At 52.2% G+C, this 14,961-nt stretch carries 9 protein-coding genes and 1 pseudogene; 3 read left to right on the top strand and 7 right to left on the bottom strand.

Translation table 11 applies throughout. The features are described 5' to 3' along the window. Positions 1-7: 7 nt before the first annotated feature. Positions 8-52, bottom strand: a pseudogene (locus B9L21_RS18170) (SEC-C metal-binding domain-containing protein); the annotation flags it as partial. A gap of 120 nt (positions 53-172) precedes the next feature. Here B9L21_RS18170 and B9L21_RS17050 point away from each other — a divergent pair. Continuing rightward, positions 173-883, top strand: a complete 711-nt coding sequence (locus B9L21_RS17050) for a plasmid pRiA4b ORF-3 family protein (RefSeq protein ID WP_011232727.1) — start codon at positions 173-175, stop codon at positions 881-883. Positions 884-969: 86 nt separating this feature from the next. Here B9L21_RS17050 and B9L21_RS17045 read toward each other — a convergent pair whose 3' ends face one another. The 4 genes from B9L21_RS17045 to B9L21_RS17020 form a co-directional block, all read right to left on the bottom strand. Then, entirely contained in the window at positions 970-2,304 is a 1,335-nt protein-coding gene (locus B9L21_RS17045; protein WP_015865238.1) for an SEC-C domain-containing protein, read from the bottom strand. A 903-nt stretch (positions 2,305-3,207) separates the two neighbouring features. Continuing rightward, entirely contained in the window at positions 3,208-5,403 is a 2,196-nt protein-coding gene (locus B9L21_RS17035; RefSeq protein ID WP_063167252.1) for a YecA family protein, read from the bottom strand. Positions 5,404-5,633: 230 nt separating this feature from the next. Next, complete coding sequence (locus B9L21_RS17030; RefSeq protein ID WP_011231306.1) at positions 5,634-6,812, bottom strand: RNA-guided endonuclease InsQ/TnpB family protein; 1,179 nt, start codon at positions 6,810-6,812, stop codon at positions 5,634-5,636. A gap of 368 nt (positions 6,813-7,180) precedes the next feature. Continuing rightward, entirely contained in the window at positions 7,181-8,497 is a 1,317-nt protein-coding gene (locus B9L21_RS17020; RefSeq protein WP_011232730.1) for an SEC-C domain-containing protein, read from the bottom strand. Positions 8,498-8,713: 216 nt separating this feature from the next. Here B9L21_RS17020 and B9L21_RS17015 point away from each other — a divergent pair, with 216 nt between their 5' ends. Further along, complete coding sequence (locus B9L21_RS17015; protein WP_063167446.1) at positions 8,714-10,360, top strand: SWIM zinc finger family protein; 1,647 nt, start codon at positions 8,714-8,716, stop codon at positions 10,358-10,360. Continuing rightward, entirely contained in the window at positions 10,357-13,128 is a 2,772-nt protein-coding gene (locus tag B9L21_RS17010) for a DEAD/DEAH box helicase (RefSeq protein ID WP_063167251.1), read from the top strand. The genes B9L21_RS17015 and B9L21_RS17010 overlap by 4 nt, the downstream gene beginning before the upstream one ends. Before the next feature lie 436 nt (positions 13,129-13,564). On the opposite strand, the gene B9L21_RS18165 is transcribed toward B9L21_RS17010, so the two are convergent. After that, on the bottom strand, positions 13,565-13,690 hold the full coding sequence (locus B9L21_RS18165) for a hypothetical protein (RefSeq protein WP_257722313.1): 126 nt from the start codon (positions 13,688-13,690) through the stop codon (positions 13,565-13,567). A 126-nt stretch (positions 13,691-13,816) separates the two neighbouring features. Beyond that, entirely contained in the window at positions 13,817-14,788 is a 972-nt protein-coding gene (locus B9L21_RS17000; protein WP_063167249.1) for an MTP-1 family protein, read from the bottom strand. Positions 14,789-14,961: the final 173 nt, after the last annotated feature.

Genomic DNA, 14,961 nt, shown 5'->3' with positions numbered 1-14,961 from the left:
TATACTTTTTCCTACTTCCACACGGGCATGGGTCATTCCAGCCGATCGACATGCGTCATCCTCCTCTCCCATCTTTCTTTTTTCAATATTTCCATCAATAATGTTTAAATTCTACTATGGACAGGATAAACTACTATTATACAAAACGTTTATCCGAAAGGAGACGAGGGCTATGAACCCCGACAATCTTGCTAAACTGATCGACGAATTGTCTGCCATGTTCCATCCGACAGAGCGGGACCGTCCACACGGCAGATGGGTTGAGGCGCCAAAGAGCGCACCCCCCTCCAAACGGCGGCGGTCCAAAACAGCCTACCAGCTGAAAATCACATTAAACGGCATCCGCCCGCCGATTTGGCGGCGCGTCCTTGTTCCCGGACATGCGACATTTCACGAGCTTCATCTCATCATCCAAGAAGCGATGGGATGGGAACAAGCCCATTTATACGAATTCGATTTCGGAAGCGTTCTCATCGGCATCCCTGACGGCTGGGATTCGTTTCAGCTGGAAAAAGAACTGATGGACGCCCGCCGCATCCCATTACAGCAATGGCTGACGGAAGAAAAACAAAAGTTTCTATATATTTACGATTTTGGCGACTACTGGCGCCATACCGTCACTGTTGAAAAGATTGAAACACTCCCAAAACCGTTGGAACGCGCCGCTTGCCTGAAAGGAAAACGGGCGTGCCCTCCCGAGGATTGCGGCGGCGTCTATGGCTACCTGGAGCTGCTGGAAGCGGCGGCGCAAAAAGACTCTCTTGCCGATCCCGAATTGCGCGAGCTGGTAGACTGGATGTACGACATGAAAGGCGAAGATTTTGACCCTGATGCCTTTGACGTCGAGGAAGCGAACGAGCGGCTGGCCTATATCCGATTGTAACGCATGCGAAAGAAGGTATCCGTCATCTCTCAAGGGCACCTTCTTTCGCACCCATCTGTCCTTTGTTGCCTGCTTTGTCCATCGCCTTACAAAAATCCCCGTTCGGCAAACGTCTCCCAGACGAGCTCCTCGAGCTCCTTGCGCAACTCAGCTGCATCGACTCCTTCAAGCAACCCGTCCTTTTTCCATGTTCGGATCGCTTTGTCGATCAAGCGATGGACTTGATCAACGTCCCAGCCCTCGCAATCAAACAACTCCTCAACTTGGTCAAGCCATTCCTCAATCGCACGGTCCAGCTCATCGCCATCCTCCATCCCACCGTCGTCGAACCAGATCTCATCACCGTCATCCCCATCGTCAAAGAGCCACTCATCATCATTCTCGCCCTCATCATCTCCATCATCGAGCAACTCTGTGCGAAATAAAAACAATTCCATCACAGCGGCTTCCACTTCCTCTACAGGAACGCCGTAGTGTTCCGCAACCTTTTCCATATTGACAAATTCTCTTCCAGCCATTTCACTCGCCAAATAACGGAGTGCAGCCGCATACACAGCAGGATTCTTGATGACCGGTTCATCCATTTCGCAATATGCGCGCCAAAGGAACGCAGCCTCGCTGAGCACTAGGGAGGAGGTTGTTTCTTCCTTTTTCTTTAATTCGCGAAAAACATCATCTTGATCTCGATCCCCCCAGTCCTTTTCGCTCAGCAGCTGCCACAACAGCTCATGGACCGCTATTTCAAGCAATTCCGGAAACGACTCGCGCAAAAACACTTCACACGTTTTCATATCCGGATTCCATTCCGCTTGAAGCGCCCGCGCAAGCCGATCCTTCCCGCTCTTTGGAATCGGCAGCACCTTCATGAAGTACGCCCACTCGTCCCCATGCGGAACGAGGCATCCTACTAACACGTCCCCCTCCCTAGCAGACGGAAGCTCCTCCGGCGTCAAAAAACGGACGTACTTTTCTTTTCTGGTCAACAGATCGCGTACAAGGAAACGCCGCTCATCCTCGATATGAATGATCTCGTCAAACGACGGAACCGCCTCGTCCCATCGCTTCAAATGAGTTTGCACTGCTGGACGCCACCGCGTGCGGCGCCGGCTTCTCATATAGGCTGAAAAAATTGTCATCCCTTTGTCATCAACGTGTCTGTGAAAAATCGCCCAGTTCGTCAGCAATAAATTGGCGCTGGTCTCCAGCTCGTTAGGAAGCCCTTGAAATGGAGAACCAGACATCATGAAAGCAAGCTCTTCCTCATATCGCTCTAACGCAAACGAAAACACATCTTGCATACATTTGGCCACTTCACGGTCAATTAGAGATTCTATCGATACTGCTTCTTTCTTCCCACAACAATGCTTGTACGTTTTCCCACTGCCGCATGGACAAAGATTGTTTCGCGATGCCTTCACCATATAGCTACCTACTTTCTTTGTATCATAGTCATTGAACGTTCTCCCCCTCTACGCTAACGCTCGGGCCAGCTAAACACTTTGGGGAGACATTCACGATCAACGTGTGATGGAACTGCTTTCAGCAACACATATCGCAAGCACTTTGGGACTTCCGTCGCTCATGTCGAGAACATCGATTCGCATTCCATTTTTTATCAAAAGGTGCCCTTGGCTTTTTCAAAACATGCCATATTTCCTTCTCCAAGGAGAAATCAGCCAATCCATGATTTTCATGCCGGTTGACACTCCGCACTCCTAAAGGTGTAGGATTCTTGGATCATTCGCGTCCTCATCCGTTTCTCGGTAAAACGAGAAAAACCCTGCTTCTCAAGCACACGTTATGGTGATGGACCAAAATCCTAAGAATGTCAACTACCCCCACTTAGCTAACGCTTGAAGTGGGGGCTTGCAACTCCCCAGAAGTGCAAACGGACTTCGTCCTCCTTCCTTGACTTGGGGTTGCATCAGGGGGCAGGTTGACGACTACCCAACGACGCAGGTCATGCCTGCATCGTTACCGATTCTCTCGGTGTGTCTGTTGGCAGTACTTGGCTTCCACACACAACAGACGGACCTACGCTCGATGTTTTACGGTTACAACGTTTCCTGTAACCAACTCCATACATCGAGTAGCCGTGATTGGAGTGCCTTTATTGAACGGTTTTCTCCACGCCTTTATTATATCATACACAAAAGAAAGGGGGGAACGCGCATTCCTCTCCCACTTACTCCCTTTGGTCGTTGAAGTGGGAGTCTCCTGCGCGAAATAGGATGAATGACTCTTACCATTGGGCTTGCCTGCATAATGGAGAATCATAGAGGCCGAGCCGAGAGAAACAAGCGCCCCGTCATTCATCGGGACGCCTACGGCCGGCGAAGCAAACGGGACAACGAGGCAAGCAGGCGCTCTTGAAACGCAGCCCGTTCTTTCTCCACCTTGTCTGGCCACTCTTGCAGCGCCTGAAGCCACGGCTCTACGTACGGAGAGAAAGACGGCGGATATACGCGGGCAAGATCGTCCAGCTTGCCGTTGCGATCGGTCGCGGCGACGATATACATGCCCGGCAACAGATGCGGCTCTGCCCGCTTCGGAATGTCCCATGTCACCGTTCGGTTATGGGCAAGCCAATCCAGCACCGCCTTCCCCTGTTCCACACGCTTGACGCGGAAAAACGAGAAACCGACGGAAAGGGAAATAGGCAAACCAAACAAACGAGCAAGCTGCCAAGCCATCAGTTCCTCATCCCCCTTTCCGTTCTCGCCCCTCCATTCATCCAGCAAAGCAAAGCAATGTTCCAATTCGCTTCTGACCTCTTCCAGCACGGCACCAATAACAGTTCGATGATTCGTTCCATAACGGCGGTCCAGCCAATCGGCCCACTCAAGCAACATATCGAGCGCTCGGCTCACCACTTCCCATGAAAACGAACTCCATCTTGACGGGATTTGATCGACGATGCATTGTTTCCAGTCTTCTTCTCCTACGTCCTCCCACGATGAAAACGTCCGCCCGGTCATATATTCACACACGAGCAAAACCACGGCCCAACACGCCTCTTTGGCTTCTTTTTCTCCGCTCACGATGACTTCGTTATAAAACGCCAATGCGTCATCGGTAAAATACATCCCTTCCCATTCCGCGCGGATCAACAATGTCTCGGTTCTTTCCGGCCCCATCCATTTCATTTTCCATAAGTCCGAAAGACGATGTGATGAGCTAAACGGAGATGGGGGCAATCCATAACGGGAGCGAATGGAATTCACTCCGATGAGCACCGGCAAATTGGCTCGTTCTTGCATGTTAAACAAATGGAATTCATACTCTTTCAGCCACTCATCCACTTCCTGCACACGCCCCTCGCGCGCCATTTCGTGAGGGGTTTTTCCATTCCATTTCTCAAGCGGGATGTGAAGGGCTTTTTCCATTTGAACATCCAATCCGGCCATCGTTGCCACCCAAGGGGGAGAGTCTGGGTCTGAATCAATATGAAGCGAAACGTTTTCGATCCCTTTTCGGCGCAAAACGGCTTCTGTCCCCCGTTTTCGTTCTTTTGGGGAATACCCAAACGCCTGCAGCAGCGACACGAGCTGTTCGGCCGTCCCTTCCTCCTCGGTAGACAACACGAGACGCGACCGATGAGCGGATAATGACCCGCCTAATTCAAATACACGAATCAGCTTGGGGGAAATCACTCCGACATAATGGTACACATTGGTGCACCATGAACCTTCCACTTTCTCCCCATCGTCATGATCAATGTGAGCGCGTCCGATCGAAGCAAGCTTCCTCATCGCCTCAGCGGCTTCCTGGCATTCGTATTCATACGTCCATCGCGTGCGCTCCTCTTGCACATCGTCCGCCCTCGGAGGATAGCCTGCATCAACGATATCGAGAAAATGTTCAACGGCTACCTTTTCATACGGCCAATCAGTTTGCGTCAACAAGACGCGAATGTTCTCTTCCGCCCGTTCCACGCCCTTCGGATCCACAATCGATGATACACCGCAAACGTAATAGCCGCCGTCAAAGGGCTCCAAAAAGGCAAACATGCCGCCCCAAGGGCGCACAACCTCCAATGTCTCGCAATACGGCATGAGAAGTTTCTCGCCCGTCAACCGGTCGACCGCCACTCCTCCTTCATCATGCAAATCGACAAATTGCACAAGGCGCGGCACAAGTCGAACCCAGCGGTCCAACATTTCCTTGAGCTCCGGAGACAGACGACGCCCTTTTTCCTGTTGAAACCATTCAACGCCGCGCAATCCATTCGGATAACGATGGAGGAAAAAACGCCAAAGCGTCTCAAACACCTTCAACTCTTCACGATGATCCTTTTGTTCGATCATTCGGCGAAATGTACGGTTGACCGCTTCGCGTTCATCATAAGACAGCGATTCATCCAAAAACCGCTGCACCATTTGCGACAGCTCATATTTTTGGTCAAAAAAGCGGCGCTGCCGCACCCGCTTGATTTCACGCTCCTGCTGTTTGTTCATGCAGCACTTCTTATACTTTTTCCCGCTTCCGCACGGGCACGGGTCATTTCGGCCGATTGCCATGCAAAATCCTCCCTTCTAATCATTCCTTTCCAAAACGGCGACCAAGATAATGAACCTCCCCCACTTATCGAAGTGGGGGTTTCCTGTTTCCCCTTCGGAGGTGGATGCATGATAGGCTGGTTGGCAGCCTATCTGCAGGCAACACCTGGCACCCGTCCCGTTGGGAGCCACAGGCAACATGAGTATCCATGATACTCAAGGGCGGGAACTCGCCATCTACGACTTCATACCTAAGCAATCCGTCGATACGTAAACGGTTTGACCGTAAATTCCAATGGGCGGATTTCACCATAATATACTTTGGCAAATAAATTCATTGCCCCATGGATATCACGGTGTCGTTTGTACCCGCATTGACATGTATAATTTCTAGAAGAAGATTTATTTTTCTTCCCGCAAACAGGGCATGTTTGCGAGGTATAACTTTCATCTTTTTTCTCGATTTGAATTCCTTCGGCATTCAATTTGTATTTGAGATAATCAAATAATTTTCCAAACGACCAATTGGATAATTTCTGATTGGTCTTTTTGTTTCGTTTCTTTTTCGTATTCCGTTGGATTCCTTCGATATCTCCAATGACGACTTCTTTCACTTGGTTTTCCAAACACCAACGAACAAATTGTCTCGTGGTTTTGTGCAGTGCATCCTTTAGTTGTGCCTCTGATTTCGAAAGTACATATTGTTTCGCCCGATTGTACTTTTTCCATTGTTTGGAGCCTTTTTTGCATCTGCTCATGAGTTTTTGCAGTTCTTTTAATTTCTTGTTTCTCAACCGATGAATGCTTCTTATTTTTCTTCCCGTGATAATGAGGCTTTCCCCATTTTCACAAATGGCTGCGATGGTGTGAATTTCCCCTGGGTCAATAGCAACACGGTTTTTACATGGATTTTCTTTTGGTTTTTTCCCATCTTCATACGATAAACAAAGCCACAAACCACGGTCATAGACCAACTCGATTTCTTTGACTTTTCCGTTTGGAAGTTTCTCTTTGTCGATTTTCACCACCAAAGGAGATTGTCGTTTTCGATTCCAAATTCCTAGCGACAGTTCCAACGTTCCGTCTTCATGCAAAACAAACCCATCTTTTGCCCATTTCGTGTTGAAATGTTTTTTCTTTTTGTATGGATATTTGATTTTTTCTCCTTTTTTCCGTGCTTCTTTTGCCCCATCACGGGCAAAGATATATTTATGCACAACCGCCTGGATGCTTTGGCTGTGGATAGAAAAACGACCTTTTGTTGCTTTTTGCAGTTCCGTTTTGGTTATCCATTTTCCTGTTTCCAAATGATGTTCTTTTGCCAAACGAAGGCATTCGTTCCAAACTTCTGCGGAGATACGATTGCATTCAAATAGTTTTTGGATAACTTCTTTCTTTGCCCGAAAACGGGTTTTCAGCGTTCGATACATGGTTTCACCTCCTATGTTTATTGTATTCTATTGCCATCCAAAGAAGAAAGAGAAAAACAGAAAAACCGAACGCCATTCATCCCCCACCTGTAGAGGTGGGGGACTTCTGGCTGATTTATGTTAAAAACGGTCGGAATCGCGCACAAAGCCATTTTTCCCAATCCATTATGGATTCGGTCAAAACCGATCGTTCCCCGCCGCTTTTTTTGGAGTTTCACGAATGGAACGCATTCCATTCCCTGTTTCTACTTATAGAGGGCTTGGGTTGAGCTCCATGATGGTTGAATGAGAGAGCCCTTGTGGAACCGGCTTTCCTTTCTGACGAAATGCCGCTGACTTGCGCGCAGCGCCCGTTTTTCTGCCAGCTTCTAGATGAATCCCCGATCGGTGAAGATCTCCCACGCTACATCGCGGAGTTCTTTACGCAATTCTTTTTCATTCACTTCCTCAAGCAGGCCTTCATTCCGCCACGAACGGATGGCGCGGTCAATATGACGGTTGACTCGCTTCTCGTCCCATCCTTCACGCATCAACATCAGATCGATGTCATCGATCCATTCATTGATGCGCGCATCAAGCTCATCCCCTTCCTCTTCGAACCAGTCTTCCTCCCAGTCATCGAGCCATTCCTCGTCGTCTTCATCATCAACAGCCATCAGGAAAAAATCCAACGCCGCCGATCGCACATCTTCTGGCATCACGTCATACCGATCGGCGATGTCTTCCACCTCCGATCCTTCCGCCTTCATCAAATGCCCAGCCACATAGCGGAGCGCCGCCGCGTAGACGGGGACCGAATAAGGGAGGCGGGATGTTTTTCCGCAATAGATCGCCCATATGGCGAACGCTTGATTGAGCAGCGCCGCTGGCGCCTCCGGCTCGTTTTCATCGAGCTCGCGAATGACGGCCGCTTGTTTCGGATCATCCCATTTGAACTGTTTGGCGAACTGCCAAAGCCACTCCAAGAGCACATCGGAAAGCACAGCGACGAACCGATCGCGCATCCATAAAGCCGATGGCTGACCGCTCCACTCCCCTTCTTGTTGAATCGCCCGAAGCAATCGATCTTTCCCTGACGCCGGGAGCGGAAACACCGCTGTGAAACACGTGAACACGTCTTGGTACGGCACAAGGAAGCCGAACACCACATCTCCTGTTTCGATCACGCTCGGCCATTGATGGGAAGCCAATAAATGAACGATCTTTTCCCCTCCCGTCAACAAATCCCGGACAACGGGGCGATTGTCGTCCTCATAGCCGATGAACTCGCCAAGCGACGGAACGGCTCCTTCCCACCTCTCGATGTGAGCCTGAACGGACGGGCGCCACCGCTCCCAATGACGGCTTTTCCGGTAAGCAGAAAAGATCGTTTGTCCTGTTTCATCAAGCGGCCAACAAAACAACATCCAGTTCACCGCCATGATCTGCACGCCAAGCTCGAGTTCCTCCGGCATCTCATCAAGCGGGAACTGGTCTAAAAGCTCTTCCGCCTCCCTCTCATACCGCTGTAAAACAAACTGACGCATATCATTCATGCATTCGATCAACTCGCGGTCAATCAATGACGAAATCGAAACCGCCTCTTTTTTTCCGCAACAATGCTTGTACTTTTTCCCGCTTCCGCACGGGCATAACGCGTTCCGCGGCGTTTCCGCCATATTCGATGCACCTGCTTTCTTTTCCATTTGGACTTTTTCTATTCCTATTATACCATCATCGATAGACGGTCAACCATCATCGGCTTTCTTTCTATCAAGACGCGCGCACGTCCAAAAGCTCGCGATGTCCTTTCATGCCCGCTCGAGAACAGACGCGTTTTATCACATAGCCCCTCTTTTTTCGACACGCTGTCACATGCTATAATTAGATGATAAGGAATGGAACGGAAAGGACGGACCGACATGTTGCAAACAACCGTTTCCAAGCCGCTTTTGAAGCAGGCGGCTGGGGAATTGCTGAAAGAATTGCCGTTTCCTATTTTCCACAATCTCATTCAAAAAGGGCGCGACTTGTCAAGAAACGGGTTGGTCTATAACGTCATGGTGATCAACAGCCACGAAGTGGAAGGGGTCGTTTCCGACATCACCCCCCATGATGTCATGCTTGATTTGGCCAACATCACCCGCCGCCATCGCTGCCCATGCGGGACGGACGGGCTATGTCCGCATATTTTGGCGCTGTTTTTTTACGTATACGGCAATGTGTTCGACAGCGGTGAGCTGTTTCGCCTTTGGAAAAAAGGGCAAATCGAAGCGTTGTGGAAAGAGACAACCGCTCCCCATGAACGGGAGCCGCTCGCTCAAAAAAGGGTGGGGAAACCGACCGCCCTTTCCATCACTCAAAATGAAACCGTCGAAGATTGGCGGGACCAATTTGAGAAACAGTATCAAGACTTTTTCTCCCGCCATCAAAACGGCCAAAACTGGCCGTACCGTTTAGCCGTCCAGCTGCTCCCGAAACTTGGCAAAAACGAAAGGAAGCAAGCTGGCGCCCGTCCGTTGCGGGAGCTTCATGCCGCCCTCTTTTTGTTGGAAAAGCTTCGGCAGTACGGGGAGGCGCAAGGGTGGAACGACGTCGTATTCGCCTCTTACGGACAGTTTTCCTGGCAGCAGGACGTCAACTATGTCGCCGACCGTGCCTTTGACGCCTTGGAAAAATTGTCTACTCAATCGCTGCCGCGGTCGCTCAACGCGTTGATTGAACAGACGATTCCGTATGTTCGTGATGTACTGTTTTTGGACGGAGGGCTGTCATCATTCGGCTATGACTTTTACACAACCGCGTGGGAGTTGTTGTTCACCAAGCCAGCATGGCGGCAGGAAGAACGAATGGAATTGCTTCGGCTCGCCAATGAATACGGCAAGTCCCGCGCCGCCATGGCGGCGGCCCATCTTTCCTTTTTGCTTGGCGAAGATGACGAAGCCATGGCTCTGTACCGCGCGTTTCCCCATCAGGCAGGCTTGTTTTTGATTGAATGGATCGGGCGATTCATCACCAACGGCCTCGTCAAGCGGTTTGAATCCGTTTGGGAAAAAGCCAAGGACGATTGGCCGCTTTATCTTTCCCACATGTCCGACCTCGCCCGGGGAAGTTTTTTGGACGAAGCGGTTCATTTGTTTAAAATGTATGCCCGCCAACGAAACCGACCGGATGCATGGGAAGATTTTTTGCAGCGCAGTCTTCCATACAGCGTCAACTATTATACCAACTTTTTGTATCGGCAAGGGCGATACCGAGAAGTCGTTGACCTGTTTTTATGGGCGAACATCACCGCCGATGAATTGCATCCACAGCTGCTTAAAACATTGCAAGCGCGCAATCCAGAACTCGTGATGCCGTTATATCATCGGGCCGTGATGAGGCGGCTGGAAGAAAAAAACCGGGCGAGCTACCAAAGGGCGGTCCGCCATTTGAAAACGCTGCGGACCCACTACCGTTCGATGAAGCGGCTCGACCAATGGGAAGCCTATCTCGAGCAACTGCTCGCCAAAACGGCGCGCATGCGCGCGTTTCATGAAGAATTGAAGAAAGGAAAATTGCTCTCATGAACGTGTTGCAGACGATTCGGCTTTCGTGCAAGTGGGACGAAGAAGATCAATGCTTCGAACTCTCAAGCTCCACGCCTGTCTCGTCATGGGCGTCGACTTTGTTCGCTTGGCACGAAGAGACGTTTTACGGCACCTTGCTCGATATCGACCATGACGGTGAAAACGGGATCGTGCGGCTGTCGCCGTGGCAGGCGCTCACCCTGTTCGCTTTGCGTCCGCACTCACGCTTTTCCGCCATTGAATGGGCAGACGAGTTCACCGCCCGATTGGAAGAGTGGGCGAAGCATATTTGGAACGGTTTGCGCGAACGCCGCTTCCTTCCAGATGCTTCCTTGTGGAAAAGCACAGGCGGCGCATGGAGCGAAGCAGGACGCACCCGCTGGCGCGGCGCGGATGACGATCCCGATCCGTTCGTCGCCACATGGCGGTCGCTTGCGGTCGCCGACTGGCTCTCACGCGACCCGGAACTTCGCGGCATTTGGGGCGAAATCGTTCGCACTTATCCATTGATCGCCTCCCCCAGCGGCCAATGGACCGGAACGGAAGACGACTGGCTCGAACAAATCGGATGGCTCGGCGACCGGCCGCCGTTTGTCGTCGGACTGCGCCTTGTCGAGCCGTCCGAGGAAGGCGACGTATGGACGCTTGAAGCGGTGCTAATCGCCGTCGACGACAGCGTCATCGCACCCGCAAGCGACATTCCGCGCGCTTGGCGCCCATATGAATCATCGATCCAGCGCGCCATTCGCCGCATTTGCGCGATCGTGCCGTGGCTTGACGCCGGGGAGGGTCTGCGGACGGAACTGTCTAATGAAGAAGCGTGGCGCTTTTTGTCCGAAGACAGCTTAAAGCTGACGGAAGCGGGCGTGCGCCTGCTGCTTCCCGACTGGTGGCACGATATCCGCCAGGCGCAGCTGTCGATCAAAGCGAAACTGTCGCCTTCCGTCAACGCCGAATCACTGTTCGGCCTTGAGCGGCTCGCTGATTTCGATTGGCGCGTCGCGACCAACGGGATTGAGCTGACAGAAGAGGAGTTTGCCGCTTTGGCGGAACAAAAGCGGCGCCTCATCCGCCTGCGCGGCCAATGGCTCATTCTCGATCCCGCCCTTGTCCGCCGCGCACAGGCGCTCATGGAAAAGGCGAAAAAAGAAGGCGTGCCGATCCACGACATCGTGGCGCAAACGCTGCTTTCGGAAGCAGAGGAGCGCGAAGAGGCAGCGGACGAATCGATCCCGATCCACATTGACGTCCACGACCAATTCCGGGCGTTTATCCGCCAGCTCCAGCAGCTGGATGGATTGCCGAAAGCGAATGTGCCGCCGTCTTTTCACGGCACGCTCCGCCCGTATCAGCAGCGCGGCGTCGACTGGCTCGTCTTTTTGCGCCGATTCGGCTTTGGCGCCTGCTTGGCCGATGACATGGGGCTTGGCAAAACGGTGCAGCTGCTTGCTTATTTGGCGCACGTCAAAGAAATCGAACGCCCGGACACGCCGGCCTTGCTCATCTGCCCGACCAGCGTGATCGGCAACTGGCAAAAGGAATGCGCCCGCTTCACCCCAGACTTGCGCGTCTACGTGCACCATGGACCGAACCGGGCGAAACACGATGCGTTCGTGCAAACGGCAGGCGAGGCCGATCTCGTCATTACGTCTTACAACCTTGCTCATTTGGACCAAGACGATTTAAAACAGATTCATTGGCATGCGATTTGCCTTGATGAAGCGCAAAACATCAAAAATGCGCAAACAAAACAAGCGCGCGCCATCCGCCGCTTGAGCGGAAAACATAAAATTGCCTTATCCGGCACGCCGGTTGAAAACCGTCTCGGCGAACTTTGGAGCATCTTCCACTTCCTCAACCCCGGCTATCTCGGCAGCCGTGCGGAGTTTGAGCGGCGCTTTGCCGGGCCGATTGAAAAAGAAGGAGATGCCCATAAAAAAGCGGCGCTGCAGACGCTCATCCGCCCATTTCTCTTGCGGCGGACGAAAACGGATGAAGCGGTTGCGCTCAACTTGCCGGATAAGCTTGAACAAAAAGAATATTGCCCGCTCACGGCCGAACAGGCTGCCTTGTACGAGCAGCTCGTCAACGACACACTCGAACGGGCAAAGGAAGCCAGTCCGTTTGCGCGGCGCGGCTTGATTTTGCAAATGCTAAACGGTGTGAAGCAAATTTGCGACCATCCGGCGCTGTATTTGAAAGAACGCCGACCCCGCCAGCTCGTCGAACGGTCGCACAAACTCGAAAAGCTCATCGAACTGATCGAGCAAATTCGCGCCAACGACGAATCGTGCCTCATCTTCACGCAATATGTGCGAATGGGCGAGATGATCCAAGAACTGCTTTCCGACTTGTTTGATGAGCGGGTGTTGTTTTTGCACGGAGGCGTCCCAAAACAAACGCGCGACCGGATGGTGGATGAGTTCCAAGCGAAAAAAGCGCCGATTTTCCTTTTGTCGCTCAAAGCAGGCGGCACCGGGCTCAACTTAACAGCGGCCAACCACGTCATCCATTTCGACCGTTGGTGGAACCCGGCGGTGGAAAACCAGGCGACCGACCGCGCCTACCGCATCGGACAGACGAAATTCGTCCACGTCCATAAATTGATCACCGTCGGGACAATCGAAGAAAAAATCGACGAGATGCTCGAACAAAAACAAGCGCTCGCCGACATCATCACCGAAGGCGAGGCATGGATCACCGAACTGTCCGATGACGAACTGCGCGACTTGCTCGCCTTATCGGCCGCCGCGAAAGGAGGCGCTTGAGCATGGCGGAAGAAAAACGAAAGCGCAAGAAAAAAACGGCGGAAAACCCGTGGGAAAAGCTGCTGAAGCGGATGGAAGAGAAAATGAAGGAGCGGGAAAAGCGGCAAAAACAACCGTAAAGGACATCACGCAGGCGATGAACATCCTGTTGGACACAGAAAAAACTTCATCAACAAGTGTTGTTCTTTGTCCAGCCATGAAAAGGATCATCCAGGCACGTGTGTTCATCGAAACATCTCATGGGCAACGTTTTGCCCTTCACCCGGGCATGAACATGAATCATCAAGGCACGCGCATTTTCACGGAAAGGTCCATGGGCAGCACGCTTTGCCCTCCACCCGGGGATGAAAATCACGCGCCAGTCCTGCATTTTCACGAAAACAGCGTGGGATTGATCCCACGCTGTTCGCTTTCAAGCCATCCTCTCAGCACCTTGTCAACGAAACAATTCGGGCATGTCGATTGCAAGCCCCGGAAAATACACGGAGCGAACCGTTCCCGTTTTCACTTGAACATCCGCCTGCTCATACAGCCGTTCCTCATTGAGCACATACACCGTCACCGAACAAGTCACGTTTATGTCAAACCGAAGTCCTTCGCACAAGGCAAGAAACCGGCCAAATGCAAAAAAGGACCGGCCGCCAACCTTCCCCATTCATAGAGAAGGTCTGTCGCACCGATCCTTTCGCTAAACGGAAGCATACATCCGATCGAGCTCTTGCGCCTCGTATTTCGCAAACGGGTCGATGAGCGAAATTTTTTGCGCCTCGGCGTCGCTCACGCCGGCGTACAGCTCAGCCGTGCCGTCGCCTTTGCGGATGAGTCCGCCGCTAAAGACAACGTTCGCCAAATCCGGCCGTTTCGCCGGACCATCCAAAAAGTGGGAGCGAAGCGCAAGCAATTCCAGCTCTGAACGCTCCATCGTCTCCGGGTTCAACACGAACACCATCGGGTAGTAATGGCGGTTGCCGTGCTCGTCAAAGCAAGCGATATGGCCAAGCGCCCCCACAAGCCCGTTCGCCAGCAAATGCGCCTCATTCACGCCGCCCCATTCTTCATCCGTAAATTGGGCGTCCAAAATCGGCGCGGCCTCAATCACGTCCGGCGTCAACTCATCGAGCGAGAAAATGCGGGTGAACCCGATTTTCCCGCGTCCGCCTTTTTCCCCTTGCGGCCGGGTGAACACGCCGATCGAGCCATCTTTCAGCTCGACAAGGCGAATGTCTTTCATCCCATCCGGCCCTTCGGCAAACTTTTCTAAGCGGCGAATGTTCGGTCCGCGGTAAAAGACCGTCCGCCAGCTCAGCTCGCCGTCAAACACCGGATGCGGAAACGTCTCCACGCCGCCGAACACCAACTGGCCGTGAATGCGCGCCACAAACGGATCCTGCAAGGCGAACACCGGCGCCCCGTCACGAGGAACCCAGACGCCGTCGCGCTCGACGAAAAAGTACACTTCCGATTGCTCGCTGTCGCGCGCCTCGACGCGCCCAGCGATCACCCATTCTCCTTCATCCACAAACGGTGCGGAAATATTATAAACGTCTCGGTCCCCGACACCCGCAAAGCGAAGCTTTTCCGGCTCAAACGGCTGTGGGGCCGAACGAAATTCGTCTACTAACACTTGACATGTCTTTAATGTTGGCAATGAGAATAACATGATTCATCCCTCCGGATGGCGCCCAAAACGCCCACATTGGCATTTTTGGCTGTTTTTCCTGATCGCGGTTCGAACAGGAAACCCCACTCCCTTTCACACCGGCTTCGTCATTCGGACATCAACGATGATGCCACCTCCTGTCGGCCGGATGAGAAAGTCAATGAAACTCATTC

Origin of the sequence: Geobacillus uzenensis, assembly GCF_002217665.1 — a bacterium.
Classification (GTDB): domain Bacteria; phylum Bacillota; class Bacilli; order Bacillales; family Anoxybacillaceae; genus Geobacillus; species Geobacillus subterraneus.
Note: the sequence above shows the minus strand (reverse complement) of the source record. Positions and strands in the feature narration are given on the sequence as shown.

What these genes read in the sequence shown, in the direction of transcription:
- B9L21_RS17030 (WP_011231306.1), bottom strand. Translation starts at nt 6,812, where the DNA reads ATGTATCGAACGCTGAAAACCCGTTTTCGGGCAAAGAAAGAAGTTATC.
- B9L21_RS17035 (WP_063167252.1), bottom strand. Translation starts at nt 5,403, where the DNA reads ATGGCAATCGGCCGAAATGACCCGTGCCCGTGCGGAAGCGGGAAAAAG.
- B9L21_RS17020 (WP_011232730.1), bottom strand. Translation starts at nt 8,497, where the DNA reads ATGGAAAAGAAAGCAGGTGCATCGAATATGGCGGAAACGCCGCGGAAC.
- B9L21_RS17050 (WP_011232727.1), top strand. Translation starts at nt 173, where the DNA reads ATGAACCCCGACAATCTTGCTAAACTGATCGACGAATTGTCTGCCATG.
- B9L21_RS17010 (WP_063167251.1), top strand. Translation starts at nt 10,357, where the DNA reads ATGAACGTGTTGCAGACGATTCGGCTTTCGTGCAAGTGGGACGAAGAA.
- B9L21_RS17015 (WP_063167446.1), top strand. Translation starts at nt 8,714, where the DNA reads ATGTTGCAAACAACCGTTTCCAAGCCGCTTTTGAAGCAGGCGGCTGGG.
- B9L21_RS17045 (WP_015865238.1), bottom strand. Translation starts at nt 2,304, where the DNA reads ATGGTGAAGGCATCGCGAAACAATCTTTGTCCATGCGGCAGTGGGAAA.
- B9L21_RS17000 (WP_063167249.1), bottom strand. Translation starts at nt 14,788, where the DNA reads ATGTTATTCTCATTGCCAACATTAAAGACATGTCAAGTGTTAGTAGAC.